The sequence below is a fragment of the Streptomyces sp. NPDC059169 genome (assembly GCF_042755225.1).
GTDB lineage: Bacteria > Actinomycetota > Actinomycetes > Streptomycetales > Streptomycetaceae > Streptomyces.
Map to the genome: position 1 here is coordinate 33,399 of NZ_JBHZCF010000007.1, position 17,182 is coordinate 50,580.

A 17,182-nucleotide genomic window follows, 5' to 3' on the forward strand; every position below is an offset into this window, starting at 1 on the left:
ACGGACCCGGGAAGAGGAATGCCTTGATCGGTGTCCGGCCCGACGGGCAGCAGGCCCTCGGCTCCATCGCCGCCACCGGCGGCCCTGCCCGACAACGGACCTACCGCCGACCCCGCCAGCCGCCCTCGTCCACCCCGCCCGGCACAGCCGACGCAGGGTCATACGGCTCCCTGGTGAAGACGAACGACCCCAGGTCCAGGTGGGCGACGGTGCCGTCGGACCGTCGCACCACCCGCAGGGTCTCGCCTGCGTGGTATCCGTCGAGTCCGGTCCACGTCCCGTCCGCTGCCGCGCGGAACCGCGAGCCGCGGGAGCCGCCCTTCAGCGGGTACAGCTCCAGGCCCCGCGCCTCCACCAACTTCAGCCCGAAGGCGTACGTGCCCCAGTACCACGGCCCCGCAAGCTCCAGCAACGCGTCGTCGGCCTGCGCCATCGGACGCCAGGGCTCGGGGAGGGCGGGCTCCGCGTCGACCACGATGCGCAGGAGGTCGGCGGCGACCGCGGCCGGGAGCAGCCCCGAGGTGGCATTGGCCAGCACCACCGTGGCGACCCCCTCGTCCGCGCTCGTCCACAGGCAGGCCAGGAACCCGGGCAGCGACCCCGTGTGCCCGACGAGGGTACGCCCGCCCTTCCGTAGGACCTGGAGGCCGAGCCCGTAGCCGTTGTCCCATTCCCCGGCTTCCTGAGGTGCGGCCGGCGTCCGCATCTGCCCCACGGACTCCGCGCTCAACACCCGGTCGTCCCCGCCGGCGAGGAACCCGGCGAACGTACAGAGGTCGGCAGCAGTCGACCAGAGCTGGCCGGCCGGCGCCATCAGCCCGAGGTCCTCCGACGGCTCGGGCACCATGACGTCCGCCCAAGGGTGCACCGCCCATCCCCGCGCATGGGGAGCCTGCGGCTGGGTGCCGGTGCGCGCCATCCCGAGCGGCTCGAGGACCTCGTGCTGGAGCACCTCCCCCCAGTGCTGCCCCCGTACCGCTTCGACCAGCGACCCGAGCAGGGTGTACCCGGGGTTGGAGTAGTGGTGGCGACGACCGACGGGGTGCCGCAGGGGCTCTTCGCCGAGCACGTCCCGCAGCGCGGGCCGGAGCGACCCCGGGGTGCGCTCCCACCACGGTGGGGGCGTCTCCGCAGCCAGTCCCGCACTGTGGCAGAGGAGTTGGGCGATGGTGACCTGGCCCACCCCCGTACCCGGGAGATGCCTCTCCAGTGGATCTGCCAGGTCCAGCAGTCCTTCGTCCCTCAGCCGCAGGACGAGGACGGCAGTGAAGACCTTGGTGATCGAGCCGATGCGGTACTGGGTGTCCGCGTCACAAATCTGCCCGTCGCCGCTGCTTCGGCCACCGCTCCAGACGAGACGCCCGCCCCTGGCCACCGCCGCCACGAGAGACGGAACACGGCCTTCTGACTGCGCGGTGGCCACACGGTGCATCAAAGCCCGTTCCGTGCCGGGGAGTAGCACTCCACAAGGTGAGGTCATGGTCCAGATCTAACCGAAAGACCCTGTTCGGGGTCGACCGCCACTTCCGCAGTACCCCATCGACAGACCCAGCCGGATCACCGCGCCGACGCCGGCACGCGCCCGGCTTGCCGCCTCATACGCCCGGACCACGCGGTCAGGGAAGCACCGCTCGGAGAACGGGTGCACGGTGGAACTCACGGCCGCGGACGGGACACGCGTCAGTACGAGGGCGCAGGGACTTGACGGCGGATTGGACTCGACGGACGGCCGTCGTTGCGCGGGACGGCAGGGCCACGGCACCCGCCCGGCCCCCCGCACGCCCCGCTCACGGTCGGACAGCGTCCTCCTGAAGTGGGCCACGTTCTCCTCGGTGGACCACCGGTCGAAGCCGGCCTACTCCAACACACGTACCGAGGCAGGGTTCGACAACTCCACATCGGCGAACACGGTGTGGACATCCGGCGCCGTGAGAGCGAAGTCCGTCATGGCCCGGACGGCTTCCGATGCGTAGCCCCGACCGCGGCGGGAGGCCACGACGCCGTAGCCGAGCTCGACGCTTCCCCCGCTGGGCGGCCAGAAGAGGCCTATCGAGCCCACCACCAACCCCGAGTCGCCCTCGATGATGAGGCGGTGGCCGTTCTCACCGAGCCAGTCGGGGCGCTGGTCGAAGAAGCCGGCGACAACGCGGTCGCCTTCAGCGGGGAAGTCGCCATCCCACCGTGCCGACCTGACATCGCCGAGGACGGCCGCGACGTCCTCTTCGTCCGCTGTCGTCGACCTGACCACCTCCCGCCTCGTTCTCTCGCGAGCCTACTGGCCAAACGGGATGCTCAGAGGCCCGCTGCTCGGTCACGTTTCCCGCGTCAGAGGCCCGGCGGGAGCTGCTGGGGAGCGAAACCGAAGCGTCATGCCGCTTCGGTCGCCGATCGGGGGGATCTCGCCAATGCGGTGAAGCGAACAGACCGGTGAGAACGACGGCTTCGGGATACGTGACCGACTCGATCCGGGCCTCGGAGGGGCGGTAGGGATCACCGAACGGGTCCTCGCCCGGTATGTCGAACCGTCGGTTCCAACGCTGCCCGTGTCCGATCCGCCCATCAGATGACATCGCGACTGAGAAAACGACACGGGATCTGAGAACCTGCACCGGACCGGTCAGGTCTGGGCCATGTCCACGAAGCGCGAGTAGTGCCCCTGGAAGGCGACGGTGATCGTGGCCGTGGGGCCGTTACGGTGCTTGGCCACGATCAGGTCCGCCTCGCCCGCACGGGGTGACTCCTTCTCGTACGCGTCCTCGCGGTGGAGCAGGATCACCATGTCCGCGTCCTGCTCGATGGAACCGGACTCACGCAGGTCGGAGACCATCGGCTTCTTGTCCGTGCGCTGCTCCGGGCCTCGGTTCAGCTGGGAGAGCGCGATGACGGGGATCTCCAACTCCTTGGCGAGCAGCTTGAGGTTACGGGACATGTCCGAGACCTCCTGCTGACGGCTCTCGGCCCGTTTCGACCCACCGGACTGCATCAGCTGGAGGTAGTCGATGACGACCAGCTTCAGATCATTGCGCTGCTTCAGGCGACGGCACTTCGCGCGGATCTCCATCATCGACAGGTTCGGCGAGTCGTCGATGTAGAGCGGCGCCTGGGAGACGTCGGGCATCCGCCGGGCCAGCCGCGTCCAGTCCTCGTCCGTCATCGTGCCGGACCGCATGTGGTGCAGGGCCACCCGGGCCTCGGCGGACAGCAGCCGCATCGCGATCTCGTTGCGGCCCATCTCGAGGGAGAAGATCACGCTGGGAAGGTTGTTCTTGATCGATGCGGCTCGCGCGAAGTCCAGCGCCAGCGTCGACTTACCCATGGCGGGGCGGGCCGCGATGACGATCATCTGGCCCGGGTGCAGCCCGTTGGTCAGTGAGTCGAAGTCGGTGAACCCGGTCGGCACACCGGTCATCTCACCACTGCGCGACCCGATGGCCTCGATCTCGTCGAGAGCGCCCTCCATGATGTCACCCAGCGGCAGGTAGTCCTCGCTGGTGCGCTGCTCGGTAACGGCGTAGATCTCGGCCTGGGCCGAGTTCACGATCTCGTCGACGTCGCCGTCCGCCGCGTACCCCATCTGCGTGATGCGGGTACCGGCCTCCACGAGGCGGCGCAGGACCGCACGCTCGTGGACGATCTCCGCGTAATAGGAGGCGTTGGCCGCGGTGGGCACCGACTGGACCAGGGTGTGCAGGTACGAAGCCCCGCCCACACGGGTGATCTCGCCGCGCTTGGTGAGCTCGGCGGCCACCGTGATGGGGTCGGCCGGCTCGCCCTTGGCGTAGAGGTCGAGGATCGCCTGGTAGACGGTCTCGTGTGCGGGCCGGTAGAAGTCGTGGCCCTTGATGATCTCGACGACATCGGCGATGGCATCCTTGGAGAGCAGCATGCCGCCGAGGACGGACTGCTCGGCATCGAGGTCCTGCGGAGGCACGCGCTCGAAGCTGGGGGCGCCGTCATCCCACGGGCGGCCGTCCCTGCCCCGCTCGTGCTGCTCCTCGCGGCCACGGCCGCGACCCTCCCCACGTCGCTGCCGGGAGACGGGCAGACGGTCACCCGGACCGGCATCGGTCCAGGGATCGTCCAGGGGCTCGGGAATGGTCACCGGCCGCCTCCTCCCGTCCGCTCCGCGGACCTTCGCCGTGGCACTCTTTTTACGACACAGCACTGACAAAACGAGAGGCCCGACTCCGCTTCCGGCGCGTCGGGCGCCGGTCCACGTTAGGGCCGTCGGCACCGTCAGCCAATCTGGTTATCCACAGGCCATGTGGACGAGGGACCAGATGCTGTGGAGAAACCCTCGGAACCTGTGCACGGATCGGGGGACAGCCCTGTGGACAAAGTCATAGACCGGGACACATCACCGGCTTGACCTGCAGCTATTCCATCCACCGGCTGTGGGGAAGAAAAACTTTCCCAACCGGACCAAGATCAGAACAAACGGCGCACAGAAGAAGCTACGTCCCACCCTGAAGTAAGGATCACAATCCCTTTACATCTCTTACCTGTGGAAGATTAGATTGAGCGCATGACACAGGCCCCCACCGCACCGCAGAGGACCCGGCGACAACACGACCGCGAGATCATCGCGCTCGCCCTTCCGGCCTTCGGGTCGCTCGTTGCCGAGCCGCTCTTCGTCATGGTCGACAGCGCCATCGTGGGCCACCTCGGGACCTCCCAACTCGCGGGGCTGGGAATCGCCGCAGCCCTCCTGATGACCGCGGTGAGTGTCTTCGTCTTCCTCGCCTACGCGACCACCGCCGCAGTGGCGCGACGCGTGGGCGCCGGCGACCTCGGAGCCGCCATCCAGCAGGGGATGGACGGGATCTGGCTCGCCCTACTGCTCGGCACCTCCGTCGCCGGGGCCGCTCTACCGCTGGCGCCGTGGCTCGTAGAGGCCTTCGGCGCCTCCGGCACCGCTGCCCCCTACGCCACCACCTATCTACGGATCTCGGCCCTCGGCATCCCCGCGATGCTCGTCGTCATGGCATCGACCGGGGTCCTCCGCGGCCTCCAGGACACCCGCACGCCCTTGTACGTCGCCGTTGGTGGCTTCGCTGCCAACGCCGCCCTCAACGTCGGGCTCGTCTATGGGGTGGGCCTCGGTATTGCGGGGTCGGCCTGGGGCACCGTCATCGCTCAGTACGCTATGGCTGCCGTCTACCTCGTCGTGGTCGTCCGCGGAGCCCGTCGACACAACGCGTCGCTGCGCCCCGATGCCGCAGGCATCCGGGCCAGCGCCCACGCCGGAGCGCCACTGCTCATTCGAACGCTCTCCCTGCGCGCCGTCCTGATGATCGCCACCGCCGTGGCGGCCCGACTGGGCGACACCGACATCGCCGCCCACCAGATCGTCCTCTCCCTCTGGAGCCTCATGGCCTTCGCGCTGGACGCGATCGCCATAGCAGGGCAGGCGATCATAGGCCGCTACCTCGGCGCGGACGATTCCCGAGGAGCACGTGAGGCATGTCGCCGCATGGTGCAGTGGGGCATCGTCTCGGGTCTGGCGCTCGGCTCCCTGATCGTTGTGGCCGGTCCTCTCTTCACCTCGCTCTTCACCTCTGACCCGGCAGTGCGGGACACCCTGTTCCCCGTGCTCCTGGTGGTCGCGCTCTCCCAGCCGGTCGCCGGTGTGGTCTTCGTGCTGGACGGCGTGTTGATGGGCGCCGGTGACGGTCGCTACCTGGCCGGTGCCATGCTGCTGACCCTCGCCGTCTTCGCACCCGTTGCCCTGCTCGTCCCCATCCTCGGTGGAGGGCTCACAGCCCTCTGGTGGGCGATGACGTTGATGATGGTCGTACGACTGCTGACCCTGTGGCTGCGCACCCGATCCGGCCGCTGGATCGTCACGGGAGCCACGCGCTGAGCGTGACGGGGCTCGACCGCGGACGCTTCGTTTCACGTGAAACGGCGAGAGGGCCGCACCCGGGGGTGCGGCCCTCTCTCATGCTCTGCGAGCGATCGCTCAGGCAGCGACGACCTCGACACCGAGCTTCGCAGCAACCTCGGGGTGCAGACGCACGGACACCTGGTGCGAGCCCAGGGTCTTGATCGGCGAACCGAGCTCGACACGGCGCTTGTCGACCTCCGGGCCACCCGCGGACTTGATCGCCGTGGCGATGTCGGCCGGGGTGACGGAGCCGAAGAGGCGGCCGGCGTCGCCGGAGCGAACGGCCAGACGCACCTTCACGGCCTCGAGCTGGGTCTTGATCTCGTTGGCCTGCTCGATCGTCGCGATCTCGTGGATCTTGCGAGCGCGACGGATCTGCTCGACGTCCTTCTCGCCACCCTTGGTCCAGCGGATCGCGAAACCGCGCGGGACCAGGTAGTTGCGAGCGTAGCCGTCCTTGACGTCGACGACGTCGCCGGCGGCACCGAGGCCAGAGACCTCGTGGGTGAGGATGATCTTCATGTTTCGGTCACCCTTCCCTTAGCGCGCGGTGGACGTGTAGGGCAGCAGCGCCATCTCACGGCTGTTCTTGACGGCCGTGGCGACGTCACGCTGGTGCTGCGTGCAGTTGCCGGTCACGCGACGGGCACGGATCTTGCCACGGTCGGAAATGAACTTCCGCAGCATGTTCGTGTCCTTGTAGTCCACGTACGCGGTCTTGTCCTTGCAGAATGCGCAGACCTTCTTCTTCGGCTTGCGCACAGGCGGCTTCGCCATGGTGTATCTCCTGTGTGATCAAGAAGTGGGGGTACGAGCGCCCCGAGGGAAGTGCTCCCTAGAAGGGGGGCTCGTCCGAGTAGCCGCCGCCGGAGCCGCCGCCCCAGCCGCCACCGCCGCCCTGCTGCTGCCCGCCGGCCGGCGCGCTGGTGGCCCAAGGGTCGTCGGCGGGAGCACCGCCGCCACCCTGCTGCTGACCACCGCCGGGGCCTCCGCCCCAGCCGCCACCGCCGCCCTGCTGGCCGCCGCCGTAGCCGCCCTGGCCGCCGCGACCGGTGGTCTTGGTGACCTTGGCCGTGGCGTTCTTGAGGCTGGGGCCGACTTCCTCGACGTCCAGCTCGAAGACCGTGCGCTTGACGCCCTCGCGGTCCTCGTAGGACCGCTGCTTCAGCCGACCCTGCACGACGACGCGCATGCCGCGCTGGAGCGACTCGGCGACGTTCTCCGCCGCCTGGCGCCAGACCGAGCAGGTCAGGAAGAGGCTCTCGCCGTCCTTCCACTCATTGGTCTGACGGTCGAAGGTACGGGGAGTGGACGCGACACGGAACTTCGCGACCGCCGCACCGGAGGGGGTGAAGCGCAGCTCGGGGTCGTCGACGAGATTGCCGACGACCGTGATGACGGTCTCGCCTGCCATGGGTGAACCTCTCGGCGGGGATTGCTTGGCTGCTTGTTGCTACTCGAACCCGATGACCTCTGAGCTAGGTGCTCAGTGGGTCTCGGGACGGAGGACCTTGGTCCGGAGGACCGACTCGTTCAGGTTCATCTGGCGGTCGAGCTCCTTGACGACCGCAGGCTCGGCCTGCAGGTCGATGACCGAGTAGATGCCCTCGGGCTTCTTCTTGATCTCGTAAGCGAGACGACGACGGCCCCAGGTGTCGACCTTCTCCACCTTTCCGTTGCCCTCGCGGACGACGGAGAGGAAGTTCTCGATCAGCGGGGAGACAGCACGCTCCTCGAGATCGGGGTCGAGGATGACCATCACCTCGTAGTGACGCATGTGGAACCCACCTCCTTTGGACTCAGCGGCCACGGTCGTTCCGTGGCAGGAGGGTCGTGATGCGTGAGCATCGATGTCTACGAGTAAATCAGGCGCCACTGACAATCGGCCCCGGGATCGGGGGATCGAGTACTGGCCTGGGCAGACACCGGTGCAGACGGTACACAGTACCCGCACACCCGCTTCCGGTTGAAATCCGGCGGTCGGGACCCGCACCCTGTACCCAGCGGTGTGTGCGGCGTCACAATGCGCCGCCTTCCGGAACGCCAGGAGGTGCTTCATGGCCCAGCCAGTGCGATCGAACCCGACAGGCTCATTGCTCGCCACGGACGGCAAGCCCCATCCCCTCCAGGACGCCCTGATGACGGCGACCCTGGTACTGGGGGCCCTCTCCTTCGTGACCGCCCAGTTCTACAACCTCCACCTGCTCGCCTCGTGGTCCGGCCTGATCGGGATCTTCACGGGGGCGTACGGCCAGTTCATCTCTGCCACGACCCGCGAACGCTTCCTCCTGGTGATCGGACTCGGTGCGTCCGCCGTCGGGTTCTTCCTCGGAATGGCGCGCGGCGGCCTGTTCGGCGGTCTGATCGGCTACTAGCCCGGCCACCCGCGGCCACGCGGGGCGCTTCCCCGGCCCAGTAGGCTTCGCGCGAGAGCCGGAGCCCCTGACACGAGGGGACACACCTGCCGAGGAGCGCCCCGCATGAGCCTGACCCTGAGGACCATCAGCCGAGAGCAGCATCTGGCGTACATCCAGAGCCTGCCGTCGGCGAGTCACTGCCAGGTGCCTGCGTGGGCGGACGTCAAGACCGAGTGGCGCTCGGAGAACCTGGGCTGGTTCGACAAGGACGGCCAGCTGGTGGGCGTCGGCCTCGTCCTCTACCGGCAGCTCCCCAAGATCAAGCGGTACCTCGCGTACCTACCCGAGGGCCCGGTGATCAACTGGTACGCCCCGAACCTGGACGACTGGCTACAGCCGATGCTGGCCCATCTGAAGAACCAGGGCGCCTTCTCGGTGAAGATGGGTCCGCCGGTCGTCATCCGCCGCTGGGAAGCTCCTGCGATCAAGGCCGGTATCCAGGACCCGGACGTCAAGCGGCTGCGCGACGTCGAGGCGACCCACATCGAGGCACGCGCCTTCGAGGTGGCGGACCGACTGCGCAAGATGGGCTGGCAACAGGGCGAGGACGGGGGCGCCGGCTTCGGCGACGTCCAGCCCCGCTACGTCTACCAGGTGCCACTGGCCAACCGCTCGCTCGACGACGTCCTCAAGGGCTTCAACCAGCTGTGGCGGCGGAACATCAAGAAGGCCGAGAAGGCCGGCGTCGAGGTCGTCCAAGGCGGCTACGACGACCTCGCCGAGTGGCAGCGGCTGTACGAGATCACCGCCGAGCGTGACCGGTTCCGGCCGCGTCCGCTGTCGTACTTCCAGCGGATGTGGACGGTCCTGAACAACGAGGACCCCAACCGCATGCGCCTCTACTTCGCGCGGCACAACGGGGTGAACCTCTCCGCGGCGACGATGCTCGTCGTCGGCGGCCACGTCTGGTACTCCTACGGCGCCTCGGACAACATCGGCCGCGAGGTCCGGCCCTCGAACGCGATGCAGTGGCGCATGCTGCGCGACGCCTACGCCATGGGCGCAACGGTCTACGACCTGCGCGGCATCAGCGACTCGCTCGACGAGACCGACCACCTCTTCGGCCTGATCCAGTTCAAGGTGGGCACGGGCGGCGAGGCCGTCGAGTACATCGGCGAGTGGGACTTCCCGCTCAACAAGCTGCTGCACAAGGCGCTCGACATCTACATGTCGCGCCGCTGATCAGCCCCGCCCCATCCCTCACTCCCTCACACCGCTGCAACCAGGAAGGTTCCGGTCCGGCTATGGCGCTCTCCCTCTATGTCGATACCGCTCGCTGGCGGGCGCACCAGAAGTCCGTGATCGACCAGTTCCCAGGCCTCGTCCCGGTCTGCAAGGGCAACGGCTATGGATTCGGGCACGAGCGCCTCGCCGAGGAGGTGAGCCGCTTCGGCGCCGACATGCTCGCCGTGGGGACCACGTACGAAGCCGCACGGATCAAGGACTGGTTCAGCGGCGACCTCCTCGTGCTCACGCCGTTTCGAAGGGGTGAGGAACCGGTTCCGCTGCCCGACCGGGTCATCCGTTCGGTCTCGTCGGTCGACGGTGTGCACGCCCTCGTCGGCGCGCGGGTCGTCATCGAGTGCATGAGCTCCATGAAGCGGCACGGCGTCGCCGAGGAGGACCTCGGCCGGCTGCACGCCGCGATCGAGGACGTACGGCTGGAGGGCTTTGCCCTGCACCTGCCCCTGGACCGCGCGGACGGCTCCGACGCGGTCGAGGAGGTCATCGCCTGGATGGACCGGCTGCGCACCGCCCGGTTGCCGCTGCACACCATGTTCGTCAGCCATCTGCGCGCCGACGAACTGGCGCGGCTGCAGCAGCAGTTCCCCCAGACCCGGTTCCGCGCCAGGATCGGCACCCGGCTGTGGCTCGGCGACCACGAGGCGACCGAGTACCGCGGTGCCGTGCTCGACGTGACCCGGGTCTTCAAGGGCGACCGCTTCGGCTACCGCCAGCAGAAGGCCGCCTCGGACGGTTGGCTGGTCGTCGTGGCCGGCGGCACGTCCCACGGGGTGGGTCTGGAGGCGCCGAAGGCCATGCACGGCGTCATGCCACGCGCCAAGGGCGTCGCACGGGCCGGCCTTGCCACGGTCAACCGCAACCTCTCACCGTTCGTGTGGGCGGGCAAGCAGCGTTGGTTCGCCGAGCCGCCGCACATGCAGGTGTCGATCCTCTTCATCCCCGCCGATGCCCAGGAGCCAGAGGTCGGGGACGAGTTGGTCGCTCACCTTCGGCACACGACCACGCAGTTCGACCGCCTGGTCGACCGCTAGGGGGCTCACTGGGCCGGGCCTCCCGGCTGCCGTGGGCGACCGCTTACGTCCGGCTGCCCGCGGCCCCCCACTCCACCCTCGACCCTTCCACCGCGTGCGCGGCGTGCCGTGCCGGGCCGGCTGCCCGGCCGATCACGAAGACGTCCGCCGCTCGATCGAGCACCCCGCCGGACGGGTCGTCCTCCCCGTCCCTCCGCACCACGTCCCGCTCCGGCATCAGGACGTCCCGCACGACCACCGCGCACAGGTACAGCGTCCCGAGCAGGTGTAGCGCGATCGCCAGCTGGTACCCCTCCGCGGGCAGGCCCTGGTGCTTGTCGCCGCTTGACGTGTACGCGAGGTACATCCAGATCCCCAAGAAGTACGTGACCTCGCATGCCTGCCAGATGAGGAAGTCGTGCCAACGGGGCCGTGCCAATGCGGCGAGGGGGATCAGCCACAGCACGTACTGCGGTGAATAGACCTTGTTGGTGAGGATGAACGCCGCCACGACGAGGAATGCGAGCTGAGCGAACCGCGGACGTCGCGGAGCCGTGAGGGTCAGCGCGGCGATGCCGGCGCATGCCAGGAGCATCAGCAGAGTAGCTGACGTGTTGACCGTGTGGACGTCGAATTGCTCCCCCGTGCGCTGCGTGATGATCAACCAGAAGGAGCCGAAGTCGACCTGCCGCTCCTGGCTGAAGGTGTAGAACTTCTTCCACCCCTCCGGGGCGAGCAGCATCACCGGCAGGTTCACGATGAGCCACGAGGCCGCAGCGCCGAGGAGGGCCGCGCCGTACTCCCGGTACTTGCCGGCCCGCCAGCACAGCACCAGCAAGGGTCCGAGCAGTAGCACGGGGTAGAGCTTGGCCGCCGTGGCCAGCCCGATGAGGACGCCGAAGAACAGCGGCCTTCCCCTGGACCACATGAGCATCGCTGCCGCGGTGAGGGCGACGGCGAACAGGTCCCAGTTGATCGTGGCGGTGAGGGCGAACGCGGGCGCCAGGGCGACCAGCAGCCCGTCCCAGGGCCTGCGGCGGTGCGTGCGGGCCACGCAGACGGCGATGACGGCGGTGCAGATCAGCAGCATGGCCGCGTTGACCATCCAGTACATCTGCTCGCGGTGCTGCAGGGAACCGCCCGACGGCGTCAGCCAGGCGGCGACCTTCATGAACACGCCCGTCAGAACGGGGTACTCGAGGTACTCCATGTCGCCGCTCAGCCGGTCGAAGTACGGCATCAGGCCGTCCGCGAAACCTCGGCCGAGGAACAGGTGCGGGATATCGGAGTAGCAGGCGTGCGTGTACTGGGAGCTGGCCCCACGGAACCACGCCCACTCGTAGCACGGGATTTTCTGGACCATGCCGAGCGCGAACATGCCGATCGCCACCAGGGCGACCACCCGCACCGGTGTGGCCCGGCTGATGCCGGTCCGCGCCCAGCGGCCCAGCGGACCACCGATCACCTCACTGCCGGCGGCAGCGACCTCGTCCCGCTGCGTGGGACTCACCGGTGGCCGGTCCTGCTGCACGATCGTCTTCTGTGGGCTCGGCATGGAGCACATCCTGCCGTACGGGACCCGCGAACACCTGCGGCCTGTGGACAACCGGCGAGGGCCGCCGCGCCGGACCCGTAGATCCGGTGCGGCGGCCCTCGTGGCGGACCGGGGCCGTCAGCCCCCTTGTCCTGCGATGAACCCGCCGTTGCCGTTGCCCTGGCCGCCGTTGCCCCCCACCGTCGGCGAGGGACTGGTCGTGACACCGCCGTCCGTGGTTCCGCCGTCAGTCGTACCGGCGTCGGTGCCCGCGTTGGCACCCCCGTTGTCCTGGCCGGCCGTCTGGTTGCAGTTCCAGTCGAAGCGGCCGCAGGACTTGCTGGGGGAGGGCGTCTCGGACGGGGTCTCGGACGGCGTCTCGGACGGCGTCTCCGACGGGCTCTCCTCGGGCGTCTCCGACGGGGACGGCTCGGGACTGGTCAGTCCGCCACCGTAGACGGCCTCCGCGTCCAGGGACTCCGGCTCGCTGAAGCGCTCGACCCGCGTGCCCTTCAGTGCCTCCTCCATGTAGTCGTGCCAGATCGCGGACGGGAAGGACGAACCGTGGATCTTCGTCTGTCCGCCCGTTCCGTACATCTCCAGGAACTTGCGGTTCTTGCTCTCGGCATTGTCGTCGAGCCGGTACATGTCGATGGCGGTGGACAGCTGCGGCGTGTACCCGACGAACCACGCCGACTTGTTGCCGTCGGTCGTACCGGTCTTGCCCGCGACGTCCCGTCCCGGGAGCGCGGCGTTGCGGCCGGTGCCCTCCGGGTCCTCGACGACGTCCTTCAGCACGTCGGTCACGTTGGTGGCGACGGCGGACGAGAAGCGGCGGTTCGCGTCGTCGTCGTGCTTGTAGACCTCGCGGCCCTGACGGAGGACCTTGGTGACGGAGTACGGCTCGCGGTGCTCGCCGTCGGCTGCGAAGGTCGCGTACGCCCCGGCCATGCGGATGGCGCTGGGGTCGGAGATGCCGATCGAGAACGACGGTACGTTCGCCTTGACCAGTGAGTCCTCCCGCAGGCCGGCGTCGACCGCAGCCCTGCGGACGGTCTCGATGCCGATGTCCATGCCCAGTTGCACGAACGGCGAGTTGGCGGAATGGATCATGGCTTCACGCAGGCTGATGTCCTTGTACGACTCGTGACCGTCGTTGGTCTGCAGCCACTCCTGGCCCTTCTCGTTCCTCCAGACGCTGCCGTCGTACTTCCTGATCTTGAGCTTGTCCATCCCGTTGTACCTGCTGCTGTCGGGATCGACGAGCGTCCGCTGGTCCGGACCCTGGTCCGCGGGGCCCTGCGGGTTGCGCACGCCGTCCCGCATCGCCGCGGCGAGCACGAAGGGCTTGAAGGTCGAGCCGACCTGGGCACCGGTCTTGTCCGCGTTGTTGGTGAAGTGCTTGGTCGCGTCCTCACCGCCGTAGATGGCGACGATCTTGCCGGTCTTCGGGTCCACCGAGGCACCGCCGAACTGGACGTGGGTGTCCGTATCGGGGCGCTTCTTCGGGTTGATGTTCTTCTTGCGGACGTTGTCCACGGCCTTCTTCAGCTTGTCGACCTTGTCCTTGTCGAACGTCGTGTGGATCTCGTAGCCGCCCTTGGAGAGGTCCTCGGCCGTGATGCCCAGCTCGTTGTTGTTGATGAAGTAGGCCTTCGCCAGGTCGACGAGGTAACCGGTCTGACCGCTGAGCTGGGCGTTCTTCTTCGGTTTGACGGGCATCGGGAAGCTTTGGACCGCCTTGGCGTGGGCCTCGGCGGTCAGGTGCTGGTCCTTCAGCATCTCGTCGAGGATCCACCGCCAGCGCTTCTTGGCCCGCTCGGTGTTCGCCTCGGGGGTGGCTGCCGGGTCGATCTCCGTCTGGCCCGCCGGGTCGTAGTACGTCGCGCCCTTCAGCAGCGACGCCAGGAAGGCGGACTGGCTGGGGGTGAGCTCCTTGGCGTCCTTGTCGTAGTAGGTGCGCGCCGCGGCCTGGATGCCGTAGGCGCCGCGTCCGTAGTACGACGTGTTCAGGTAGCCGGCCATGATCTCGGACTTGTCGAGGTCCGCACCGACCTTGATGGAGATGAACAGCTCCTTGAACTTCCTGGTCAGCGTCTGGGACTGGTCGCCGAGCCGGGCGTTCTTGACGTACTGCTGGGTGATCGTCGAACCACCCTGGGTCTGGCCGCCCCTGGCCATGTTGAACAGGGCGCGGGCAATGCCCATCGGGTCGACGCCGGCGTCGTCCCTGAAGGTCTTGTTCTCCGCCGAGATCACCGCGTCCTGCATCTCCTTGGGGATGCTCGCGTACGGGATGATCTGCCGGTTGATCTCACCACCGGTGGCCGCCATCTGGGATCCGTCGGCCCAGTAGTAGACGTTGTTCTGCGCCTTGGAGGCGAGGCTGGGGTTGGGGACCTCCACCATCGCGTAGGCGACCGTCCCGGCGGCCATCAGGCTCCCGAGGAAGCCGATGAACAGCCCGGTCACGAGCTTCCACGAGGGAACCCAGCGGCGCCAGCCGTACGCGTCGCGGCGCGGGTAGTCGATGAGCCGTCGCTGCCCGGTGCCACCGCCTCTGCCACGGCCTCCGGCGCCCGCGGCGCCCTCCGCGCCCCTTCTCCGGCCACCTGTGCCCCGCTGGGCGGCACGCCGGGCCTCCGCCCGTCCGCCGTAACCGGCGGACGGGGACTCGGTGCTCGCGCCCCGGGACGGGACGGCACGGCGGCCCGCTGGAGGCTGCTGCGCGGCGCGTCTGGCCGCGGCACGTCCGCCACCCTGCGGCTCCGGCGGTTTGCGACGGTGCTCGCTCATCGAACGACTACTCCTCGGGCAGGCGCGAACGCCTGGAAGCGGCAGTTGGAATCCTGTCCCCCCGAAATGAATACGAACGAGCCCACTAAAGAACTCATCCGATATGCATCCGGGACGAGGACGCGCGCCGGCGTCACACGGTTCCCGGTGGTCTGCATGCCGCACAGACTACGCACGCCCGAAAACCTCTAATTCGGACAATTACTCCCATATCGTGCAACTCGATTACTGCGAATTGACGATGTGACGCCGGTCACCACCCCTCCCCTTGTCGCAACAGGACTGCCGTTCTATCGTCTGGATGTATCGAGTCGATACATCAGCACGGCATAGCAGCAGCGAGACAAGGCGGAGGAGGCGATCGATGAGTAGACGCTCCGGCATCCTCGAGTTCGCCGTCCTCGGCCTGCTCCGCGAAGCACCGATGCACGGGTACGAGCTGCGCAAGCGGCTCAACACGTCATTGGGGATCTTCCGCGCCTTCAGCTACGGGACCCTCTACCCCTGCCTCAAGACGCTGGTCGCCCATGGCTGGCTGATCGAGGAACCGGGCAACGCTCCCGAGGACGCCCTCGCCGCCTCCCTCGCGGGGCGCCGGGCCAAGATCGTCTACCGACTGACGGCCGAGGGGAAGGAGCACTTCGAAGAGCTCCTCTCCCACACCGGCCCTGACACCTGGGAAGACGAACACTTCGCAGCAAGGTTCGCTTTCTTCGGGCAGACGGAGCGCGAGGTCCGGATGCGAGTGCTGGAGGGGCGTCGCAGCCGGCTCGAAGAACGTCTGGAGAAGATGCGTGCTTCGTTGGCCCGCACACGCGAACGCCTCGACGACTACACACTTGAGCTGCAGCGACACGGCATGGAGTCGGTGGAGCGCGAGGTGCGCTGGCTGAACGAGCTCATCGAGAGCGAGCGGGCGGGGCGGGACCAGCGACGGTCCGCGGCACCCGACGAAGCCGGCGCACCGCAGCACGACACATCCGGAGAGACGGGCGGCCTGCCCCGGCACAGGGGCGCAGTGACCCCCGAGGGAAGAGCCTCCGGGCACTACCCGCCGGATCCGTCCGAAGACACCACCAAGTGAGGGCCTGCACCACGCAGGGCCTCGTACGAGAACACACAGGGAGCAACCGGAATGGGTTCGGTTCGCGTAGCCATCGTCGGCGTAGGCAACTGCGCCGCCTCGCTGGTGCAGGGCGTCGAGTACTACAAGGACGCCGACCCGGCGTCCAAGGTGCCGGGCCTGATGCACGTCCAGTTCGGCGAGTACCACGTGCGTGACGTCGAGTTCGTGGCTGCCTTCGATGTCGACGCGAAGAAGGTCGGCCTCGACCTCGCGGACGCCATCGGTGCCAGCGAGAACAACACCATCAAGATTTGCGACGTGCCGTCTACCGGTGTGACGGTCCAGCGCGGCCACACCCTCGACGGCCTGGGCAAGTACTACCGCCAGACGATCGAGGAGTCCGACGAGGCCCCCGTTGACGTCGTGCAGATCCTCAAGGACAAGCAGGTCGACGTTCTCGTCTGCTACCTGCCGGTGGGGTCCGAGGACGCTGCGAAGTACTACGCGCAGTGCGCCATCGACGCCAAGGTGGCCTTCGTGAACGCCCTCCCCGTGTTCATCGCGGGCACCAAGGAGTGGGCGGACAAGTTCACCGAGGCCGGTGTGCCGATCGTCGGCGACGACATCAAGTCGCAGGTCGGCGCGACCATCACGCACCGTGTGATGGCGAAGCTGTTCGAGGACCGGGGCGTCATCCTCGACCGCACGATGCAGCTGAACGTCGGCGGCAACATGGACTTCAAGAACATGCTGGAGCGCGAGCGCCTGGAGTCCAAGAAGATCTCCAAGACGCAGGCCGTCACCTCCCAGATCCCGGACCGCGACCTCGGGGAGAACAACGTCCACATCGGCCCGTCCGACTACGTGGCATGGCTCGACGACCGCAAGTGGGCGTACGTCCGCCTGGAGGGCCGTGCCTTCGGTGACGTCCCGCTGAACCTGGAGTACAAGCTCGAGGTCTGGGACTCCCCGAACTCGGCCGGTGTCATCATCGACGCTCTGCGTGCCGCGAAGATCGCCAAGGACCGCGGCATCGGCGGCCCGATCCTCTCCGCGTCCTCGTACTTCATGAAGTCCCCGCCGGTGCAGTACTTCGACGACGAGGCCCGTGAGAACGTCGAGAAGTTCATCAAGGGCGAGGTCGAGCGCTGAGCAGGGAGCGCTAGTCGACCGTCCCGCAGGACAGTTGAGGGTCCCCGTGGCATCTGCCCGGGGACCCGCTTCTTG

The 17,182-nt window shown here is 68.0% G+C and carries 14 protein-coding genes and 1 pseudogene; 6 read left to right on the forward strand and 9 right to left on the reverse strand.

Annotated features, from left to right (window positions below):
• Nucleotides 1-100 precede the first annotated feature (100 nt).
• The 3 genes and pseudogenes from ACFXOM_RS14920 to dnaB form a co-directional block, all read right to left on the reverse strand.
• On the reverse strand, nt 101-1,480 hold the full coding sequence (locus ACFXOM_RS14920; protein ID WP_384941044.1) for a serine hydrolase domain-containing protein: 1,380 nt from the start codon (nt 1,478-1,480) through the stop codon (nt 101-103).
• A gap of 378 nt (nt 1,481-1,858) precedes the next feature.
• Nucleotides 1,859-2,248, reverse strand: a pseudogene (locus ACFXOM_RS14925) (GNAT family N-acetyltransferase); the annotation flags it as partial.
• 369 nt (nt 2,249-2,617) lie between these two features.
• A complete protein-coding gene (gene dnaB, locus ACFXOM_RS14930) occupies nt 2,618-4,102 on the reverse strand; it encodes a replicative DNA helicase (protein ID WP_384941025.1) in 1,485 nt (494 codons plus the stop codon).
• A gap of 423 nt (nt 4,103-4,525) precedes the next feature.
• Here dnaB and ACFXOM_RS14935 point away from each other — a divergent pair, with 423 nt between their 5' ends.
• The gene (locus tag ACFXOM_RS14935) at nt 4,526-5,863 is read left to right on the forward strand and encodes an MATE family efflux transporter (protein ID WP_385038077.1); all 1,338 of its coding nucleotides are present in this window, start codon (nt 4,526-4,528) and stop codon (nt 5,861-5,863) included.
• A gap of 99 nt (nt 5,864-5,962) precedes the next feature.
• On the opposite strand, the gene rplI is transcribed toward ACFXOM_RS14935, so the two are convergent.
• From rplI to rpsF, 4 genes are all read right to left on the reverse strand, one after another.
• Nucleotides 5,963-6,409, reverse strand: coding sequence for a 50S ribosomal protein L9 (gene rplI, locus ACFXOM_RS14940; RefSeq protein WP_384941022.1), 447 nt, complete (start codon nt 6,407-6,409; stop codon nt 5,963-5,965).
• A gap of 18 nt (nt 6,410-6,427) precedes the next feature.
• Nucleotides 6,428-6,664, reverse strand: coding sequence for a 30S ribosomal protein S18 (gene rpsR / locus ACFXOM_RS14945; RefSeq protein ID WP_005315025.1), 237 nt, complete (start codon nt 6,662-6,664; stop codon nt 6,428-6,430).
• Nucleotides 6,665-6,722: 58 nt separating this feature from the next.
• Nucleotides 6,723-7,301 (reverse strand): single-stranded DNA-binding protein, encoded by a 579-nt coding sequence (locus tag ACFXOM_RS14950; RefSeq protein WP_384941020.1) that lies wholly within the window; start codon nt 7,299-7,301, stop codon nt 6,723-6,725.
• A gap of 72 nt (nt 7,302-7,373) precedes the next feature.
• Entirely contained in the window at nt 7,374-7,664 is a 291-nt protein-coding gene (rpsF, locus tag ACFXOM_RS14955; protein ID WP_004950685.1) for a 30S ribosomal protein S6, read from the reverse strand.
• Nucleotides 7,665-7,944: 280 nt separating this feature from the next.
• Here rpsF and ACFXOM_RS14960 point away from each other — a divergent pair, with 280 nt between their 5' ends.
• The 3 genes from ACFXOM_RS14960 (at nt 7,945) to ACFXOM_RS14970 (ending at nt 10,580) form a co-directional block, all read left to right on the forward strand.
• Nucleotides 7,945-8,262 (forward strand): hypothetical protein, encoded by a 318-nt coding sequence (locus ACFXOM_RS14960; RefSeq protein WP_384941018.1) that lies wholly within the window; start codon nt 7,945-7,947, stop codon nt 8,260-8,262.
• Between the two features lie 105 nt (nt 8,263-8,367).
• Nucleotides 8,368-9,486 (forward strand): lipid II:glycine glycyltransferase FemX, encoded by a 1,119-nt coding sequence (locus ACFXOM_RS14965; protein WP_384941016.1) that lies wholly within the window; start codon nt 8,368-8,370, stop codon nt 9,484-9,486.
• Nucleotides 9,487-9,548: 62 nt separating this feature from the next.
• Complete coding sequence (locus tag ACFXOM_RS14970) at nt 9,549-10,580, forward strand: alanine racemase (protein WP_384941014.1); 1,032 nt, start codon at nt 9,549-9,551, stop codon at nt 10,578-10,580.
• A gap of 43 nt (nt 10,581-10,623) precedes the next feature.
• Here the strand turns inward: ACFXOM_RS14970 and ACFXOM_RS14975 are convergent, their stop codons facing one another.
• On the reverse strand, nt 10,624-12,114 hold the full coding sequence (locus ACFXOM_RS14975) for a glycosyltransferase family 87 protein (RefSeq protein WP_385038080.1): 1,491 nt from the start codon (nt 12,112-12,114) through the stop codon (nt 10,624-10,626).
• Between the two features lie 117 nt (nt 12,115-12,231).
• The gene (locus ACFXOM_RS14980; protein WP_384941011.1) at nt 12,232-14,889 is read right to left on the reverse strand and encodes a transglycosylase domain-containing protein; all 2,658 of its coding nucleotides are present in this window, start codon (nt 14,887-14,889) and stop codon (nt 12,232-12,234) included.
• A 364-nt stretch (nt 14,890-15,253) separates the two neighbouring features.
• On the opposite strand from ACFXOM_RS14980, the gene ACFXOM_RS14985 reads away from it, so the two are divergent.
• Entirely contained in the window at nt 15,254-15,973 is a 720-nt protein-coding gene (locus ACFXOM_RS14985; protein WP_384941009.1) for a helix-turn-helix transcriptional regulator, read from the forward strand.
• 51 nt (nt 15,974-16,024) lie between these two features.
• On the forward strand, nt 16,025-17,107 hold the full coding sequence (locus tag ACFXOM_RS14990) for an inositol-3-phosphate synthase (protein WP_384941007.1): 1,083 nt from the start codon (nt 16,025-16,027) through the stop codon (nt 17,105-17,107).
• The last annotated feature ends 75 nt before the right edge of the window (nt 17,108-17,182 follow it).

Bases quoted from the DNA above. Each gene is read 5' to 3' on its own strand.
- ACFXOM_RS14975 (WP_385038080.1), bottom strand. From the start codon at position 12,114: ATGCCGAGCCCACAGAAGACGATCGTGCAGCAGGACCGGCCACCGGTG.
- ACFXOM_RS14950 (WP_384941020.1), bottom strand. From the start codon at position 7,301: ATGGCAGGCGAGACCGTCATCACGGTCGTCGGCAATCTCGTCGACGAC.
- rpsF (WP_004950685.1), bottom strand. From the start codon at position 7,664: ATGCGTCACTACGAGGTGATGGTCATCCTCGACCCCGATCTCGAGGAG.
- ACFXOM_RS14960 (WP_384941018.1), top strand. From the start codon at position 7,945: ATGGCCCAGCCAGTGCGATCGAACCCGACAGGCTCATTGCTCGCCACG.
- ACFXOM_RS14970 (WP_384941014.1), top strand. From the start codon at position 9,549: ATGGCGCTCTCCCTCTATGTCGATACCGCTCGCTGGCGGGCGCACCAG.
- ACFXOM_RS14920 (WP_384941044.1), bottom strand. From the start codon at position 1,480: ATGACCTCACCTTGTGGAGTGCTACTCCCCGGCACGGAACGGGCTTTG.
- ACFXOM_RS14980 (WP_384941011.1), bottom strand. From the start codon at position 14,889: ATGAGCGAGCACCGTCGCAAACCGCCGGAGCCGCAGGGTGGCGGACGT.
- ACFXOM_RS14990 (WP_384941007.1), top strand. From the start codon at position 16,025: ATGGGTTCGGTTCGCGTAGCCATCGTCGGCGTAGGCAACTGCGCCGCC.
- rpsR (WP_005315025.1), bottom strand. From the start codon at position 6,664: ATGGCGAAGCCGCCTGTGCGCAAGCCGAAGAAGAAGGTCTGCGCATTC.
- ACFXOM_RS14935 (WP_385038077.1), top strand. From the start codon at position 4,526: ATGACACAGGCCCCCACCGCACCGCAGAGGACCCGGCGACAACACGAC.
- ACFXOM_RS14965 (WP_384941016.1), top strand. From the start codon at position 8,368: ATGAGCCTGACCCTGAGGACCATCAGCCGAGAGCAGCATCTGGCGTAC.
- ACFXOM_RS14985 (WP_384941009.1), top strand. From the start codon at position 15,254: ATGAGTAGACGCTCCGGCATCCTCGAGTTCGCCGTCCTCGGCCTGCTC.
- rplI (WP_384941022.1), bottom strand. From the start codon at position 6,409: ATGAAGATCATCCTCACCCACGAGGTCTCTGGCCTCGGTGCCGCCGGC.